The sequence below is a fragment of the Streptomyces sioyaensis genome, from assembly GCF_004122735.1.
Classification (GTDB): domain Bacteria; phylum Actinomycetota; class Actinomycetes; order Streptomycetales; family Streptomycetaceae; genus Streptomyces; species Streptomyces sioyaensis.
The window spans coordinates 12114-29515 of record NZ_SDIF01000085.1 but is presented as its reverse complement, the minus strand read 5'-3'; the positions used below and the strand labels follow the sequence as shown (position 1 = coordinate 29515).

General features: G+C 69.1%; 15 protein-coding genes, 1 rRNA gene and 1 riboswitch. Of the genes, 13 read left to right on the top strand and 3 right to left on the bottom strand.

Annotated features, from left to right (window positions below; translation table 11 throughout):
* Positions 1-129: 129 nt before the first annotated feature.
* The 11 genes from rrf (at position 130) to EST54_RS24370 (ending at position 10502) form a co-directional block, all read left to right on the top strand.
* Positions 130-246, top strand: a 5S ribosomal RNA gene (gene rrf / locus EST54_RS24420).
* Between the two features lie 144 nt (positions 247-390).
* Entirely contained in the window at positions 391-999 is a 609-nt protein-coding gene (locus EST54_RS24415) for a CDP-alcohol phosphatidyltransferase family protein (protein WP_129249872.1), read from the top strand.
* 121 nt (positions 1000-1120) lie between these two features.
* The gene (locus EST54_RS24410; protein ID WP_129249871.1) at positions 1121-3616 is read left to right on the top strand and encodes a mannose-1-phosphate guanyltransferase; all 2496 of its coding nucleotides are present in this window, start codon (positions 1121-1123) and stop codon (positions 3614-3616) included.
* Positions 3617-3691: 75 nt separating this feature from the next.
* The gene (locus EST54_RS24405; RefSeq protein WP_174857506.1) at positions 3692-4624 is read left to right on the top strand and encodes a DUF881 domain-containing protein; all 933 of its coding nucleotides are present in this window, start codon (positions 3692-3694) and stop codon (positions 4622-4624) included.
* Positions 4621-4953 (top strand): small basic family protein, encoded by a 333-nt coding sequence (locus EST54_RS24400; protein ID WP_003984969.1) that lies wholly within the window; start codon positions 4621-4623, stop codon positions 4951-4953. The genes EST54_RS24405 and EST54_RS24400 overlap by 4 nt, the downstream gene beginning before the upstream one ends.
* A 5-nt stretch (positions 4954-4958) precedes the next feature.
* Entirely contained in the window at positions 4959-5930 is a 972-nt protein-coding gene (locus tag EST54_RS24395) for a DUF881 domain-containing protein (protein ID WP_129249869.1), read from the top strand.
* 118 nt (positions 5931-6048) lie between these two features.
* The gene (locus EST54_RS24390; RefSeq protein WP_129249868.1) at positions 6049-6897 is read left to right on the top strand and encodes an FHA domain-containing protein; all 849 of its coding nucleotides are present in this window, start codon (positions 6049-6051) and stop codon (positions 6895-6897) included.
* 17 nt (positions 6898-6914) lie between these two features.
* Positions 6915-7661, top strand: coding sequence for a transcriptional regulator FtsR (gene ftsR / locus EST54_RS24385; RefSeq protein WP_129249867.1), 747 nt, complete (start codon positions 6915-6917; stop codon positions 7659-7661).
* Positions 7662-7717: 56 nt separating this feature from the next.
* The gene (locus tag EST54_RS24380) at positions 7718-8191 is read left to right on the top strand and encodes a bifunctional nuclease family protein (protein WP_006606439.1); all 474 of its coding nucleotides are present in this window, start codon (positions 7718-7720) and stop codon (positions 8189-8191) included.
* A 187-nt stretch (positions 8192-8378) separates the two neighbouring features.
* Complete coding sequence (locus EST54_RS24375) at positions 8379-8984, top strand: MerR family transcriptional regulator (protein WP_129249866.1); 606 nt, start codon at positions 8379-8381, stop codon at positions 8982-8984.
* 66 nt (positions 8985-9050) lie between these two features.
* Positions 9051-10502, top strand: coding sequence for a DNA polymerase IV (locus EST54_RS24370; protein ID WP_129249865.1), 1452 nt, complete (start codon positions 9051-9053; stop codon positions 10500-10502).
* On the opposite strand, the gene EST54_RS24365 is transcribed toward EST54_RS24370, so the two are convergent.
* Positions 10409-10795: a PRC-barrel domain-containing protein gene (locus tag EST54_RS24365; protein ID WP_174857505.1), complete on the bottom strand. Its 387-nt coding sequence runs from the start codon at positions 10793-10795 to the stop codon at positions 10409-10411. The genes EST54_RS24370 and EST54_RS24365 overlap by 94 nt on opposite strands.
* A 114-nt stretch (positions 10796-10909) precedes the next feature.
* Positions 10910-11006, top strand: a riboswitch (glycine riboswitch).
* Positions 11007-11194: 188 nt separating this feature from the next.
* On the opposite strand from EST54_RS24365, the gene gcvP reads away from it, so the two are divergent.
* Positions 11195-14080: an aminomethyl-transferring glycine dehydrogenase gene (gcvP, locus tag EST54_RS24360; protein ID WP_129249863.1), complete on the top strand. Its 2886-nt coding sequence runs from the start codon at positions 11195-11197 to the stop codon at positions 14078-14080.
* 76 nt (positions 14081-14156) lie between these two features.
* On the opposite strand, the gene EST54_RS24355 is transcribed toward gcvP, so the two are convergent.
* The gene (locus tag EST54_RS24355; RefSeq protein ID WP_307825351.1) at positions 14157-14351 is read right to left on the bottom strand and encodes a DUF5999 family protein; all 195 of its coding nucleotides are present in this window, start codon (positions 14349-14351) and stop codon (positions 14157-14159) included.
* Between the two features lie 342 nt (positions 14352-14693).
* Positions 14694-15281 (bottom strand): hypothetical protein, encoded by a 588-nt coding sequence (locus tag EST54_RS24350; protein ID WP_129249861.1) that lies wholly within the window; start codon positions 15279-15281, stop codon positions 14694-14696.
* Positions 15282-15846: 565 nt separating this feature from the next.
* On the opposite strand from EST54_RS24350, the gene EST54_RS24345 reads away from it, so the two are divergent.
* Positions 15847-17391 carry a glutamate-cysteine ligase family protein gene (locus EST54_RS24345; protein WP_129249860.1) on the top strand — a complete coding sequence of 515 codons (1545 nt, stop codon included), beginning with the start codon at positions 15847-15849 and terminating at the stop codon, positions 17389-17391.
* Positions 17392-17402 lie beyond the last annotated feature (11 nt).

The window sequence follows — 17402 nt, the reverse complement described above, 5'->3', positions numbered from 1 at the left end:
GGAAGCGCCGTAAGGTGTGGAGTTGACTGGTACTAATAGGCCGAGGGCTTGTCCTCAGTTGCTCGCGTCCACTGTGTAGGTTCTGAAGTAACGACCTGTGTCATTGCCGGGTTGTCATCTTCATAGTGTTTCGGTGGTCATAGCGTTAGGGAAACGCCCGGTTACATTCCGAACCCGGAAGCTAAGCCTTTCAGCGCCGATGGTACTGCAGGGGGGACCCTGTGGGAGAGTAGGACGCCGCCGAACAAGTTTTGAAAAGCCCCGTGGGAACTTCGGTTCCCACGGGGCTTTTTGCGTTCCGTGACCTTGGGGACCCGCGGTACGGCGTGGCCGGCGAGGCAGGTAAGGTCAAGGGGCATCGTTGGTACATTTCCCCACAGGAGGCCTCGCGTGGAGGTCCAGGAGACGCGGGTCCAGACGGATCGTGTCCTCACCATCCCGAATATTCTGAGCATGGCTCGCCTCCTCGGCGTGCCGTTGTTCCTGTGGTTGGTGCTGTGGCCGGAATTCGGGGGCCCGAAGGTCGACGGCTGGGCGCTGCTGGTCCTGGCGCTGAGCGGCGTCAGTGACTACCTGGACGGCAAGCTCGCCCGGCGCTGGAACCAGATCAGCAGCCTGGGCCGGATCCTCGACCCGGCCGCCGACCGCCTCTACATCCTCTCCACCCTGGTCGGTCTGACCTGGCGCGAGATCCTGCCACTTTGGCTTACCGCGGCTCTGCTGGCACGGGAACTGATGCTGCTGATCGCGGTCGGATTCCTCGGACGCCACGGCTACGGGCCTCCCCAGGTGAACTTCCTGGGCAAAGCGGCTACGTTCAACTTGATGTACGCCTTCCCGTTGCTCCTGCTGAGCGACGGAAGCGGCTGGCTTCACACGCTCGCGGCTGTTTTCGGATGGGCGTTCGCAGGATGGGGTACGGCGCTCTACTGGTGGGCAGGGATGCTCTACGTGGTCCAGGTCCGCCGACTCATCCGGGCGGACGCCACCGCCGACTGACCTCTCCGAAATGGCAGCTTGTGCCAAGGGCCGGCGCCCGTACGTGAAAGCAGCAACAGTGGGCGCCCTGGACAAGTGAAGTCGGCAAGACCGTCGTCTCTTAGAGGAGGACGCTTCCGACATGAAGGCCGTTGTGATGGCCGGCGGCGAAGGAACACGCCTTCGCCCCATGACGTCCAGCATGCCCAAGCCTCTGCTTCCGGTCGCAAACAGGCCGATCATGGAGCACGTACTCAGGCTGCTGAAACGGCATGGTCTCAATGAGACCGTCGTGACCGTGCAATTCCTTGCCTCGCTCGTCAAGAACTACTTCGGCGACGGAGAAGAGCTCGGAATGGAGCTCACCTATGCCAATGAGGAAAAGCCGCTCGGCACCGCGGGCAGTGTGAAGAACGCCGAGGAAGCGCTCAAGGACGATGCCTTCCTTGTCATCTCCGGCGACGCCCTCACCGACTTCGATCTCACCGATCTGATCCGGTTCCACAAGGAAAAGGGCGCCCTCGTCACCGTCTGTCTCACCCGGGTCCCCAATCCGCTCGAATTCGGCATCACTATCGTCGACGAGGCCGGCAAGGTCGAGCGTTTCCTGGAGAAACCCACCTGGGGCCAGGTCTTCTCGGACACGGTCAACACCGGCATCTACGTCATGGAGCCGGAGGTATTCGACTACTTCGAACCCGATGTGCCGGTGGACTGGTCTGGCGATGTCTTTCCGCAGCTCATGAAGGAAGGCAAGCCGATCTACGGCTATATCGCCGAGGGCTACTGGGAGGATGTCGGCACACACGAGAGCTATGTGAAGGCCCAGGCCGATGTGCTCGAAGGCAAGGTCGATGTCGAAATCGACGGCTTCGAGATCTCGCCGGGCGTATGGGTCGCCGAGGGCGCCGAAGTGCACCCCGACGCGGTGCTGCGCGGTCCGCTGTACATCGGCGACTACGCCAAGATCGAGGCGGACGTGGAGCTTCGTGAGCACACCGTCGTCGGCTCCAATGTCGTCGTCAAAAGCGGCGCGTTCCTGCACCGCGCCGTCGTGCACGACAACGTCTACATCGGCCAGCAGAGCAATCTGCGCGGCTGTGTGATCGGCAAGAACACCGACATCATGCGGGCCGCCCGCATCGAGGACGGTGCCGTCATCGGCGACGAATGCCTGATCGGTGAAGAATCGATCGTGCAGGGGAACGTGCGGGTCTATCCGTTCAAGACCATCGAGGCCGGTGCGTTCGTCAACACCTCGGTGATCTGGGAGTCCCGCGGCCAGGCGCATCTGTTCGGCGCCCGTGGGGTGTCCGGGATCCTCAATGTGGAGATCACGCCGGAGCTCGCCGTACGGCTCGCGGGCGCGTATGCCACCACGCTCAAGAAGGGCTCCACGGTCACCACGGCGCGTGACCACTCCCGAGGCGCCCGGGCGCTCAAGCGTGCCGTGATCTCCGCGCTGCAGGCCAGCGCCATCGACGTACGCGACCTGGAGAACGTCCCGCTGCCGGTCGCCCGCCAGCAGACTGCCCGCGGCAGCGCCGGCGGCATCATGGTCCGTACGACACCCGGCGTGCCGGACTCCGTCGACATCATGTTCTTCGACGAGCGGGGCGCGGACCTCTCTCAGGCCGGTCAGCGCAAGCTCGACCGGGTCTTCGCCCGCCAGGAGTACCGTCGCGCCTTCCCGGGCGAGATCGGTGACCTGATCTTCCCCGCCAGCGTCTTCGACTCCTATACCGGGTCCCTGCTGCGGGCCGTGGACACCACGGGCATCAGCGACTCCGGGCTGAAGGTCGTCGTGGACGCCTCGAACGGCAGCGCCGGACTGGTCCTGCCCAGCCTGCTGGGACGGCTGGGCGTCGACTCGCTGACGATCAACCCCGGGCTCGACGAATCCCGGCCGACCGAGACAGCCGACGCCCGGCGGGCCGGGCTCGTCCGGCTCGGCGAGATCGTGGCCTCGGCGCGAGCCGCCTTCGGTGTGCGTTTCGACCCGGTGGGCGAGCGGCTGTCCCTCGTGGACGAACGCGGCCGGATCATCGAGGACGACCGCGCACTCCTGGTCATGCTGGATCTGGTCGCGGCGGAACGGCGCACCGGCCGGGTGGCGCTGCCGGTGACCACGACCCGCATCGCCGAGCAGGTGGCGGCCTACCACGGGACGCAGGTGGAGTGGACGACGACCTCGCCCGACGATCTGACCCGTGTGGGGCGCGACGACGGCACGGTCTTCGGCGGCGACGGCATGGGCGGCTTCCTCATCCCCGAGTTCAGCAGCGTCTTCGACGGCGCGGCCGCGTTCGTCCGGCTGATCGGCCTGGTGGCCCGTACCCAGCTCACCCTGAGCCAGATCGACGCACGCATCCCGCGGGCACACGTCCAGCGTCGTGACCTGGCCACCCCGTGGGCGGTCAAGGGCCTGGTCATGCGGCATGTCGTCGAGGCGGCCGGCGACCGGGATGTGGACACCACCGACGGCGTCCGTGTCGTGGAGAGCGACGGCCGCTGGGTTCTCGTGCTGCCCGACCCCGCCGAGGCGGTCACCCACCTGTGGGCAGAGGGGCCGGACGACGCCTCCGCCCGACAGCTGCTGGACGATTGGTCCGCAGTGGTGGACAGCGCAGGACGCTGACCCGGACCCCACCGGCGCGCCGTGAACCGGCACGCCGGTGGGGCCATTGGGAGACTGTCCGACCGACGTGCGACGATGTGCGTCATGTCGCAGCAGCACCCCGATCGGAGCAGCCCGAAGGCGTCGTCCGCGCGCCCCGATGCGTCCATGTCGCTGCTGACCAACGTGATGGACCACAGCCTCGACGAGGGATACGCCGAGGCCGCCGCGCGGAAGTCCGAAACCGGGGTGCGCGGTATGCCGCGTACCCTGCGCGCGAAGCTGGGTCTCGCCGCCGGTCTGGTGCTCGCCGCGGTCGTGGTGACGGTCGGGGCGGCGCAGGCGCAGATATCGGCACCGACGCTCGCCAAGGAGCGCGAAGAGCTGATCCACCGCATCCAGAAGGGCACCGGCGAGGCGGACAGCCAGCAGCATCGGGTCGACGCGCTGCGCGACGACGTCAGCAGGATGCAGCGCGAGGCCCTGAAGCAGCACGGCGGCGACAAGGCCGAGCTGCTGGCGCTGCTGTCCGGTTCGACGCAGGTCACCGGGCCGGGGGTGAAGCTCGTCGTGGACGATGCCAAGGGCGCGGAGTCCAGCGGCGGCGGACCGCGTGAGAGCAGTGGTTTCTCGGACACCGGTCGGGTACGCGACAGGGATATGCAACGCGTTGTCAATGGCCTGTGGGCGTCCGGTGCGGAGGCCATCTCCGTCAACGGACAGCGGCTTACGTCACTCTCGGCGATCAGAGCCGCAGGAGACGCCATACTGGTCGACAACAAGCCGCTGGTGCCGCCCTACACGGTGCTGGCGGTGGGGGACGGGCAGCGGCTGAGCACCGCGTTCCAGGACAGCGCCGACGGTCAGTACCTGCATGTGCTGCAGGAGAACTACGGCGTGCGCACCAGGATTTCCGCGGAGAACGAGGTCACCCTGCCGCCCGCGCCCAGCTTGATCGTACGTACCGCAAAGCCGCAGGCCGGTGCCGCCAAGACGGACGGCGCCGACACAGGGAAGGGCACATCGTGATCGCCGTACTGGGCCTCATCGTGGGAGTCGTGGTGGGACTTGTCGTCCGCCCCGTGGTGCCGACGGTGGTCGAGCCCTACTTGCCGATCGCTGTCGTCGCGGCACTGGATGCCGTGTTCGGCGGTCTGCGCGCGATGCTGGACGGCATCTTCGACGACAAGGTCTTCGTGGTCTCGTTCCTGTCGAACGTGGTCGTCGCCGCGCTGATCGTCTTCCTCGGCGACAAGTTGGGCGTCGGCGCCCAACTCTCCACCGGCGTCGTCGTGGTGCTGGGCATCCGGATCTTCTCCAACGCCGCCGCGATCCGCCGGCACGTCTTCAGGGCGTGAGACGGATGGCGACGGACGAGACCCCGCAGCCGGAGAAGAAGCCGGAGCAGCCGGAGACGGAGCAGAGCCAGGACCAGGAGCATGGCCCGGCCGGCCGGCGGCCGATGCCGCCCGAGAGCCCGGGGGTCTCCGAGCGGGCGGATGCCGATGAGGCGACCCAGGCTCAGGAACCGGACAGTACTGGACACAAGAAGGACAAAGGGGCAGACTCCTCGACTCCGGACGCGGTTGCGGAGGACGGGAGTGCGGCACGCCCGAAATCCGGTCGGGAGCGGCTCGTTGCGAGTCTGTGGCCGCCCCGCCTGACCCGGGCTCAACTGATCGTTGCGCTGCTGCTGTTCATTCTCGGCCTCGGCCTGGCGATTCAGGTACGTTCCACGAGTGACAGCAGTGCGCTGCGAGGTGCGCGCCAGGAGGACTTGGTGCGCATTCTGGACGAGCTGGACAACCGTTCCCAGCGGTTGACCGACGAACAGCGGCGACTGGAAGGGCAGAAGACCGAGCTGGCGAACAGCTCGGACCAGGCCGAGGAGGCCCGTAAACAGACCGTGGAGAAGGAACAGCAGCTGGGCGTGCTGGCCGGGACCGTCGCGGCGCAAGGGCCCGGCATCAACCTGACCATCGACGACCCGGCGCACTCCGTCGAGGCGGACAAGCTGCTGGACACCATCCAGGAGCTGCGGGCGGCCGGCGCCGAAGCCATCCAGGTCAACGATGTCCGGGTCGTCGCGAACACCTCTCTGTCGGACGTCCGCGGTGGCGTGGGGATCGACGGCAAGCGCGTCACCCAGCCGTACCGCTTCAAGGTGATCGGTAAGCCGGAGGATCTCGAACCGGCGCTGAACATCCCCGGCGGAGTGGTCCAGACTCTGGAAAAGGAGCAGGCCAAGGTGTCTGTGACCCGTGAAAAGAAGATCATTGTGGACGCCTTGCGAGAGGCGAAGCGGCCTGACTACGCTCGGTCGTCATCGCAGTGAGGCGTACAGGGATGTCGAGTGCCCGGCGAGGGCATGAGGTAGCGGGGGGTCGACGCACCGTGCGTGTGGTGTGTGGTGGAAACTGTCTGAAGGCCACGGACGTTCACAGGATGTCCGGATGGGCCGGTGTGTGCATCGAGGGTTCGTCCTGCCCCACGGGCGGGTCTGTTTCGTTCAAGGGGAATCGCCCGTGAAGTTGTTTGGAAAGCTGTTCGGCAAGAGCGCACGCCAGGAGGGCGGCAGCGGCTCCGCGCGGCACCGCGCTCCGCGCCAGCCCGACGAGAGCGGCGCTTCCGAGGACCGTCCGCTCTTCCGTGACGAGGTCAGCGGGCCGTCCGGGGGGCGCGGCGCGGATTCTGTTGACCCCTCCGTGCCCGGCCGCATAGGTTCCCAGGAACCATCGGCCGCACGCACGGGTGGAGGGTCAGCCTTGCCGACTTGTACGAGGTGTGGCAACCGGAACGCCGAGTCGAGCCGGTTCTGCTCCAACTGTGGTGCCCCGCTGCGCGCGGGCGCGCAGCCCGAGCGGGCGTCCGAGACGACGTCGACGATCTCCATTTCGGGGCTGGAGGCCTACGACTCGGAGACGACGGGCCAGAATCTGGCGCCCTCGCTGTCCCCCGAGGCCCAGGCGGCCGTCGACGCCCTTCCCCTGGGATCGGCGCTGCTGGTCGTCCGCCGGGGTCCGAATTCGGGCAGCCGCTTCCTGCTGGACGGCGAGCTGACGACGGCGGGCCGGCATCCGCAGGGCGACATCTTCCTCGACGACGTGACGGTCTCGCGCCGCCATGTGGAATTCCGCCGGGGCCCGGACGGTCTTTTCACGGTCGCCGACGTCGGCAGCCTGAACGGCACCTACGTCAACCGTGAGCGGATCGACTCCGTCGTCCTCGCCAACGGCGACGAGGTCCAGATCGGCAAGTTCCGCCTGGTCTTCTACGCAAGCCAGCGAGGCGCCGGTATCTGACCGGCCGGGGAAGGCATATGCGCCATACACCGAAAGGCGGTGCCGGCCCGTCCGGCACCGCCTCCTCGGACGGCAAGCCGGTGAGTATCGGCACGGTGCTCACCCTGCTGCGCGAGGAGTTTCCCGAGGTCACCATCTCCAAGATTCGCTTCCTGGAGGCCGAGGGGCTGGTCGAGCCGAAGCGCACGCCTTCCGGATACCGCAAATTCACGCCGGCGGACGTGGAGCGGCTGGCGAACGTCCTGCGGATGCAGCGGGACCACTATCTGCCGCTGAAGGTCATCCGGGAGCATCTGGACGCCCTGGAGCGCGGTGAGCAGGTGCAGCTGCCGGCTCCGGCCACGCCCTCGCGAGATCTTGTCGAGGGCGTCCACGCCGCCGGTGCGGAGCGCCCTACGGCTGCCCGGATCGGCCGGGCCGAGCTGCTGGCCGCCGCTGAGGTGGACGAGGCGACGCTCGCCGACTGGGAGTCGTACGGACTCATCGTCTCCCATGCGGAGGGCGGATACGACATCGAGGCCGTCACGGTGGCCAAACTTGTCGCGGACCTGGGCCGTTTCGGTCTCGAACCGCGGCATCTGCGTGCGGTGAAGGCGGCTGCCGAGCGTGAGGCTGGCCTGGTCGAACAGGTCGTTGCACCCCTTCGGCGGCACCGTAACCCACAGACCAGAGCGCATGCCGAGGCGACCGCCAGGGAGCTGGCGACGCTGTCCGTACGGCTGCATGCAGCCCTCCTGCAGAGCGCCCTGCAGGTCCGGCTGTAGGGAGCAAACGAGTGCCCGACTACCCAAACCTGCCGGGCACGTCCTAGGGTTGCTGTGTGAACGAGCTCGACGTCGTGGGTGTCCGGGTGGAAATGCCTTCCAGCCAACCGATCGTGCTCCTGCGGGAGGTGGGAGGCGATCGTTACTTGCCCATTTGGATCGGGCCAGGGGAGGCCACCGCCATCGCCTTTGCCCAGCAGGGCATGGTCCCTGCCAGGCCGCTGACGCACGACCTGTTCAAGGACGTGCTCGAAGCGGTGGGCCAGGAACTGACGCAGGTCCGCATCACGGATCTGCGCGAGGGGGTTTTCTATGCCGAACTCGTCTTCGCGAGCGGAGTCGAGGTCAGCGCGCGTCCGTCCGACGCCATAGCGCTGGCGCTGCGCACCGGAACGCCGATCTTCGGTACCGACGGTGTGCTGGACGACGCGGGGATCGCCATCCCGGACGAGCAGGAGGACGAGGTGGAGAAGTTCCGCGAGTTCCTCGACCAGATCTCTCCCGAGGACTTCGGCACCAACAGCCAGTGATTCCGGCCGGTCGAACCACCTGTTTCCGGCCAAACAATTAGCCGTTCCCCGTGCGGGGTCACGAGAAACCACTCGTAGGGTGATTATCACTCGGCGTGGCGAGCGCGGCGATCGTTGACGCACCCCGAGTGACTGCATACCGTCGATATGGCAGGTCCCGTCCGGGACGTGGAGGACGGAGGGCGGCGTGGCAATCACCGGCGACGGTATGGCGGCGGAAGGGGCGTTGCCGCTCCACTCGGGCGCGGCAGCGAACCATGCCCCGGCACCGGCCGCGGCGGTGTCGGAGGACTGCGAGGCGCAGAACATCGGCTATCGCGGCCCGACCGCCTGTGCGGCAGCGGGCATCACCTATCGGCAGCTCGACTACTGGGCGCGTACCGGCCTGGTGGAGCCGAGCATCCGGCCGGCGTACGGCTCCGGCACCCAGCGGCTCTACAGCTTCCGGGACGTCGTGGTTCTCAAGATCGTCAAGCGGCTGCTGGACACCGGGGTGTCGCTGCAGAACATCCGGACCGCCGTGCAGCATCTGCGGGCGCGGGGGCTGGCGGATCTGACGCGGATGACGCTGATGAGCGATGGGGCGACCGTCTACGAGTGCACCTCGCCCGACCAGGTCGTGGATCTGCTCCAGGGCGGCCAGGGCGTCTTCGGGATCGCGGTGGGCGTGGTGTGGCGGGACGTGGAGGGTGCGCTGTCACAGCTCCACGGGGAGCGTGTGGACACCGGCGAGACGCTGATCGGCAAGAATCCTCACGACGAGCTGGCGCGCCGGCGCAACCGGGCCGGCTGAGCCCCCGGCGGTGTGCGCGGCCCGGCGTCGGGCCGATTGTCAGTGGCATGGGGCAGCATCGGAGATGTGAGACCTGCGCCGACGATCCTGCATCTGGACATGGATGCGTTCTTCGCGGCCGCTGAACAGGCGGCCAAGCCGAGTCTGCGGGGAAAGCCCGTGGTCGTCGGCGGGATCGGGGCGCGCGGAGTGGTCTCCACGGCCTCGTACGAAGCCCGGGTGTTCGGCGTCCGCTCGGCGATGCCCACGGCCCAGGCACGCCGGCTGTGCCCCAATGCCGCCTATCTGGCCCCTCGCTTCACGCTGTACCGCCAGGTGAGTGAAGCGGTGATGGAGCTGCTGCATGCGCTGTCGCCGCTGGTGGAGCCGCTCAGCCTGGATGAGGCGTTCGTCGATCTGGAGGCCGGTGGGGTGCCGCCCGAGACCGTGGCGGTACGGGCCGTGGGGGAGCAGCTGCGGCGCGATATCCGAGCCACCACGGGGCTGACCGGCTCGGTGGGGCTCGCCGGGGCCAAGATGCTGGCGAAGATCGCGTCCGAGGCGGCCAAGCCGGACGGCCTGGTGGTGATCGAGCCCGGCACCGAGCGGGAGCTGCTGGGCCCGATGACGGTGCGGACGCTGCCCGGGGTGGGCCCCGCGACGGCCGAGACGCTGCGCCGGGCCGGGATCCACACCGTCGCGGAGACCGCGGAGGCCGGCGAGGCCGAGCTGGTGCGGCTGCTGGGCAGGGCGCACGGCGCCGGGCTCTACGCCATGGCGCTGGGCCGGGACGACCGTCCGGTGGTGGCCGAGCGGGACGCGAAGTCCATCTCGGTCGAGGACACCTTCGAGGTCGACCTGACCGACCGGGCGCGGGTGCGCAGCGAGGTGCTGCGGCTGGCCGACCGCTGCGTACAGCGGCTGCGGGCGGCCGGGCGCTCCGGGCGCACGGTGGTGATCAAGGTGCGGAACTACGACTTCTCGACGCTGACCCGCTCCGACACGCTGCGGGGGCCCACCGACGACCCTGCGGTGATACGGGAGGCCGCTGTACGGCTGCTGGAGACGGTGGACACCACCGGCGGCGTCCGGCTGCTGGGCGTGGGGGTCAGCGGGCTGGCCGACTTCACACAGGAGGATCTGTTCGCCCAGCTGGCGACGGAGCGGGAGGCGGCGGAGACCGCGAAGGCGGCGGTGGCGGAGGGTGGCGCGGCGCAGGTGCAGGAAGCCGGGGAGGAACTGCCGAGACGCTGGCACCCGGGTCTGGACGTGGTGCACGACGAGTACGGCGCCGGCTGGGTGCAGGGGAGCGGTGTGGGGAGGGTGACCATCCGCTTCGAAACGCCGTGGTCCGCACCGGGAAGGGTACGGACCTTTGCTGTCGAGGACCCGGCGCTGCGGCCGGGGGAGCCCCTGCCGCTGGTGGGCGGGGCGCCGGCGGATGCTCAGTCGTCCGAGCCGGCGATCTTGCCGAAGTCGCTGTCGCCGGGACCGGGTGAGGACACCGGATCGGTGGGGGAGGAGATATCCAGGCGGTAGTGGTGGTAGAGCTGGAGCTCTTGCTCGGGGGAGAGGTGGCGGCCCACGCCGAAGTCCGGTGCGTCCTTGATCAACTTGCGGTCGTAGGGAATGTGCAGGCCCTCGCCGACCATTTTGCTGGGCTCGAGGGGGACGAACGCGTCCCGGCTGAAAAGTCCGGTGCGCACGGCTGCCCACTCCGGTTCCCCCGTCGCGTCGTCGAGATAGACCTCGTCGATCGTGCCTATTTTCGCGCCGTTCCGGTCGAACGCTTTGCGGCCGATCAGGCTCCGGGGATCGATATCGGTTTGCACGGCCCCTCCAATTGGTCGCAACTGCCCTGTGACAACTACCAAACGGCACATTTCATGCCCCGGCCACTCGAAGGATCCTTCGAGTGGCGCGCTGGTAGGCTGGCGAATGGCCGTAGACCCCGTGCGGGAGAGTCCTTGTCGTTCGCGACCAGGGCGCCGAAGGAGCAAATCCTCCCCGGAATCTCTCAGGCACACGTACCGCATGGACGAGGTCACTCTGGAAAGCAGGGCGGGCCGCGGAAGGCACAGCTCCGGGACCCCTCCTCACCGACGGTGAAAGCCGGGCCGCCTCGCGCGGGCCGGTGAAGCTCTCAGGTTGAGATGACAGAGGGGGAGGCCGTCCGGGCACCCGCGCCGTGGTGCCCCTCGTAGGTCGCACCGACCAGGAGGCCCCCGCAGATGACCACCAACCGCATCTCCTTGACCGAGCTGGAAAGCGGCACCCCCTTCGCGCGCCGGCACATCGGTCCCGACCACGAGGCGCAGGCGAAGATGCTCGCGCACGTCGGATTCGGTTCGCTGGACGAACTGACCGCCACCGCCGTACCCGACGTGATCAAGAGCGCGGAGGCGCTCGGCCTGCCGCAGGCCCGTACCGAGGCCGAGGTCCTGGCGGAGCTGCGCGGCCTCGCGGACCGTAACCAGGTGCTGTCGTCCATGATCGGACTCGGCTACTACGGCACGTTCACCCCGACGGTGATCCTGCGGAACGTCATGGAGAACCCGGCCTGGTACACCGCGTACACGCCCTACCAGCCGGAGATCTCGCAGGGCCGCCTGGAGGCGCTGCTGAACTTCCAGACCATGGTCGCCGAGCTGACCGGGCTGCCCACGTCCGGCGCCTCCCTCCTGGACGAGGGCACCGCCGCGGCCGAGGCCATGGCGCTGTCCCGCCGGGTCGGCAAGGTCAAGCAGGGCGTCTTCCTGGTCGACGCCGACTGTCTGCCGCAGACCGTCGCCGTGATCGAGACCCGCGCCGAGCCGACCGGCGTGGAGGTGGTGGTCGCGGACCTGAGCGAGGGGATTCCCGCCGAGGTCGCCGAGCGCGGCGTCTTCGGCGTGCTGCTCCAGTACCCCGGCGCCTCCGGCGCGGTCCGCGACCCGCGTGCCCTCATCGAGCAGGCCCACGACCTGGGCGCGATCGTCACCGTCGCCGCCGATCTGCTGGCCCTGACGCTGCTGGCCTCGCCCGGCGAGCTCGGCGCGGACATCGCGGTCGGCACCACCCAGCGCTTCGGCGTCCCGATGGGCTTCGGCGGCCCGCACGCCGGCTTCATGGCCGTACGTGACCAGTTCGCCCGCAGCCTGCCCGGCCGCCTCGTGGGCGTCTCCGTCGACGCCGACGGCAGCAAGGCCTACCGCCTCGCGCTGCAGACCCGTGAGCAGCACATCCGCCGCGAGAAGGCCACCAGCAACATCTGCACCGCGCAGGTGCTGCTCGCCGTCATGGCCGGGATGTACGCCGTCTATCACGGCCCCGAGGGCCTGCGGACCATTGCCCGGCGCACCCATCGCTACGCGGCGATCCTCGCCGAGGGCCTGCGGGCCGGCGGTGTGGAGATCGTGCACGGTGCGTACTTCGACACGCTGACCGCGCGGGTGCCCGGCCGGGCGGGCGAGGTCGTCGCCGCCGCCCGGCAGGCCGGAGTCAACCTCCGGCAGATCGACGCCGACCTGGTCGGTATCGCCTGCGACGAGACCACCGGTCGCGCCGAGCTCGCCGGTGTCTGGGGTGCCTTCGGCGTGCAGGGCGACATCGAGCAGCTGGACGCGGCCGTCGCCGAAGCGCTGCCGCAGACGCTGCTGCGCGGCGACGACTACCTCACCCACCCGGTGTTCCACCAGTACCGCTCCGAGACCGCGATGCTGCGCTACCTGCGCACCCTCGCCGACAAGGACTACGCGCTGGACCGCGGCATGATCCCGCTCGGTTCCTGCACGATGAAGCTGAACGCCACCACGGAGATGGAGCCGGTCACCTGGCCCGCCTTCGGCCAGCTGCACCCGTTCGCGCCCGCCGACCAGGCCGAGGGCTACCTCACGCTCATCCAGGAGCTGGAGGAGCGGCTGGCCACCGTCACCGGCTACGACAAGGTCTCCCTCCAGCCGAACGCCGGATCGCAGGGCGAGCTGGCGGGCCTGCTGGCCGTCCGTGCCTACCACCGCGCCAACGGCGACGAGCAGCGCACGGTCTGCCTGATCCCGTCCTCGGCGCACGGCACCAACGCCGCCAGCGCGGTGATGGCCGGGATGAAGGTCGTCGTCGTCAAGACCGGTGAGGACGGCGAGGTCGACGCCGACGATCTGCACGCCAAGATCGACAAGCACCGGGACGAGCTCGCAGTCCTGATGGTGACCTACCCCTCCACGCACGGCGTTTTCGAGGAGCACATCACCCAGATCTGCGCGGCGGTGCACGACGCCGGCGGCCAGGTCTACGTCGACGGTGCCAACCTCAATGCGCTGGTGGGCCTCGCCGAGCCCGGAAAGTTCGGCGGCGACGTCTCGCACCTCAACCTGCACAAGACCTTCTGCATCCCGCACGGCGGCGGTGGCCCCGGCGTCGGCCCGGTCGGCGTCCGCGCCCACCTGGCGCCGTATCTGCCCAACCACCCGCTGCAGCCCTCCGCGGGCCCCGAGACGGGCGTCGGGCCGATCTCCGCGGCTCCCTGGGGCTCGGCCGGCATCCTGCCGATCTCCTGGGCGTACGTGCGCCTGATGGGCGGCGAGGGCCTCAAGCGCGCCACCCAGGTCGCGGTCCTGAGCGCCAACTACATCGCCAAGCGGCTGGAGGCGCACTACCCGGTGCTCTACACCGGCCCCGGGGGCCTGGTCGCCCATGAGTGCATCATCGACGTCCGGCCGCTGACCAAGGCGACCGGCGTGAGCATCGACGATGTCGCCAAGCGGCTGATCGATTACGGCTTCCACGCGCCGACGATGTCCTTCCCCGTGGCCGGCACGCTGATGATCGAGCCGACCGAGAGCGAGGACCTGGACGAGCTGGACCGCTTCTGCGACGCGATGATCGCCATCCGGGCGGAGATCGAGAAGGTCGGCTCGGGGGAGTGGGACAAGGACGACAACCCGCTGCGCAACGCCCCGCACACCGCGGCCGCGCTCGGCGGCGACTGGGCGCACCCGTACACCCGCGAGGAGGCCGTCTTCCCGGCCGGCGTCGACGCCGCGGAGAAGTACTGGCCGCCGGTGCGCCGCATCGACGGTGCCTTCGGTGACCGTAACCTCGTCTGCTCCTGCCCGCCGCTGGACGAGTACGACAGCTGATCCCGGGGGACAGCATCAAGGGCCCTCGGCAGGTGTGCCGGGGGCCCTGGTGTTTCGTGCGCCGGGCGGCCGCAGGTCAGGCGGCGGCGGTGGCCCGGGTGCGGTGCGGGGCGATGACCTGCCCGTTCGGTAGCAGCTCACCGGTGTCCTCGAAGAGCAGGACGCCATTGCAGAGCAGGCTCCAGCCCTGCTCCGGGTGGTGTGCCACAAGATGTGCGGCCTCCCGGTCGGAGGAATCTGCGGACGGGCAGGGCGGTTGGTGCTGACACATGGAAGTTGTCTTTCGCTGCGGTGTGGTGAACGTCGTCGTGCGGCGCGATGAGGTGTTCATGGCCGCTCCCCCGTTTCCTTCGGTCGGTCCCAGTGTTGCCCCACGGAGGGGATTCCGCAGGGATTTCGCGGCAGCGGTACTCACTCGATACGGACGCGTCACCCGTGCGGGCGGTTGCTCCCAATTGCACTCCTTTCCAAGAGGATTGGGAGTGGCATCCCTGGGCTAGTCCGCGTGGGTGAGCGCGACAGCGTGCCCCGTGGCCGGAAGGGGCCACGGGGCATGGACCGGCGGGACGGCGGGCGCCGGTTCTCCGCGTGCGGGCGGGGTCGGAGTGGTGTATCAGGCGGGTTCGCGCAGGAGCGGGGCGGGGGCGAGCCGCAGGGTGAGCCGGGGGAGCAGGTCGGCGAGGCGCTGCGGGCGGTGTGCGGCGATCCCCGGCGGGGCGGGCGCCAGCGGAACCAGCAGGTCACCGGCCGCGGGCAGCCCCTCGGCGCCGTCGGAGGCGGTGTCGTGGTGCAGCCACAGGGTGAGCATGTACAGCTCGGGTACGGACAGCAGCCGCGGCTGGAGGGGCGTGGTGAGCGCCTCGGCCTGGGCGAGTGCCTGCTCGGTCGCGGCGACGTAGGGGCCGCCGCAGAAGCGGGCGAAGGCCCAGCCGTCGGCGGTGAGCCGTGCCTCGGCGGTCGCCACGGCGCGCTCTCCGCCACGGACCAGGAACCGCCAGCCCGCCAGACGGGTGTGCGGGGTGCCGCCGGGCCGGCTGATGTCGTCCCAGACGTGCACCGGCAGCGGGTGATCGGGGCTGAGCGGCCCCTGATGGGTGCGGAGTGCGGAGACCGGGGCCTCGCGGACCGCGCCGGGAGAGCTGAGGGCGGCGAGGACGCTGCGCAGGGCGGGCGCAGGGGCAGGGGCAAGGAGCAGCGGCATGATGGGTCGCCTCTCACTTCGGAGACACGGTGCGGCGCGGGTGGGTGCAGACGGCGCTGTCTGCGGGCGGGGTCAGAGCGTGGCCGGCCGGGGCTGCGGCGGCGGGGTCAGCCGCTGGCCCCCGTGGCGGTGGAAACACCGGGACACCGGGTGCCAAGTCTCTGCCTCGTAAGCGGAGTTTATACGACGTATGTTCTGAAAGAGTTTCGGCTACCGGCCTTGCGGATTTTCGGCAAGGTGAAATCCAGACCCCTGCACGAGGTGTTTTCCGCCGCTTTGTGCAGCGCTTTTGTGAGGCCACCTCGTATTCCCTGACCGGCGCGGTAGGCCGGATCTCGCCGGTGATTCTCACCGGAGAAATGCGAGCGGCCAGCACCGCCGAGATATGCCTGCGGGGCATGCCGGAGGCTGCACCACTTCGAGCCTATCGGCACCCGCCCGTCCCCGACGCGTTATCGATCAGATTGCCGGGGCATCATCGACCGTAGCGCGAGCCCCGGCGGTGTCGGGGACGGCCCCAAGCAGCCCGTGGTCGCGGGCCGTTCACTCGAGGAAGGACCCTTCGATGGGGGAGAAGGTCGCCGCGGACGGGATCGACCTGGCGGACCGGGAGCGTTATCGAAGAAAGCTTCACGAGTGCCTTGAGGGATTGCAGAGGCTCCTGCGCGAGAAGCGATTCGACCGTCCCAGGAATCTCATGGGCCTGGAGATCGAACTCAATCTCGCCGGTGCCGACGGGCTGCCCCGCATGATGAACTCTCAAGTTCTTGAACGCATCGCCAGCGGCGATTTCCAGACGGAGCTCGCCCAGTGCAATCTTGAGGTCAACATCCTCCCGCACCGTTTGAGCGGCCGGGTGCTGGACCAGCTCGCCGAGGAACTCCGTACGGGTCTCGGATATGCGGAACGAAAGGCCCGCGAGGTCGCCGCCAGGATCGTGATGATCGGTATTCTGCCGACCCTGCACGCCAATGACCTCACGGCCGCCAGCCTCTCCGAGAACGACCGCTACGTCCTGCTCAACGACCAGATGCGGGCGGCCCGGGGGGAGGATTTCGCGCTCGACATCCGGGGCGTGGAGCATCTGGTCTCCCGCTCGCCCTCGATCGCACCGGAAGCCGCCTGTACGTCGGTCCAATTGCACCTCCAGGTGACACCGGGCCGCTTCGCCGCCGTCTGGAACGCGGCGCAGGCCATCGCCGCGGTGCAGGTGGCGGTCGGTGCGAACTCGCCGTTCCTCTTCGGCCGTGAGCTGTGGCGGGAGTCCCGGCCGCCGGTGTTCCAGCAGGCCACCGACACCCGCTCGCCGGAGTTGCAGGCCCAGGGGGTACGCCCCCGTACCTGGTTCGGCGAGCGCTGGGTCGACTCCGCGTACGACCTGTTCGAGGAGAACGTGCGCTACTTCCCGCCGCTGCTGCCGGTGTGCGGGCCGCAGGAACCGCTGCGGGTCCTCGACGAGGGCGGGGTGCCCGACCTTGCGGAACTGACCCTGCACAACGGCACCGTCTACCGCTGGAACCGCCCCGTCTACGCGGTCGCCGACGGCGTCGCGCACCTCAGGGTCGAGAACCGGGTGCTGCCGGCCGGTCCCACCGTCGACGATGTCATCGCCAACACCGCCTTCTACTACGGCCTGGTGCGGGCCCTGGCCGAGGAGCCGCGCCCGGTGTGGAGCCGCCTTCCGTTCGCCGCCGCGGCCCGCAACTTCGACGTGGCCTGCCGGTACGGCATCGACGCCACCCTGGCCTGGCCTCGTCCCGGGCGGGCCGGCGGACTCGCCGACGTCCCGGCGGTGCGACTGGTACGCAAGGAGCTGCTGCCGCTGGCGGCCCGGGGGCTGGACGCCTGGGGGGTGGAACCGGCCGACCGTGATCACTATCTCGGCATCATCGAGGAGCGCTGCCGGCGACGGGTGAACGGGGCTTCCTGGCAGGCCGCGGCCTTCCATCACGCCCGGCGGCAGGGCCTGGACCGGGATGCCGCGCTCGCCGCGATGACCCGGCGCTACGGCGAGCTGATGCACTCCGGGACACCGGTGCACACCTGGCCGGTCGCCTGGGCGGTCGGCGGGCGGTCGGCCGTACCGGGGCAGCGGCAGGCGGCGACTTAAGCGGGAGGGGG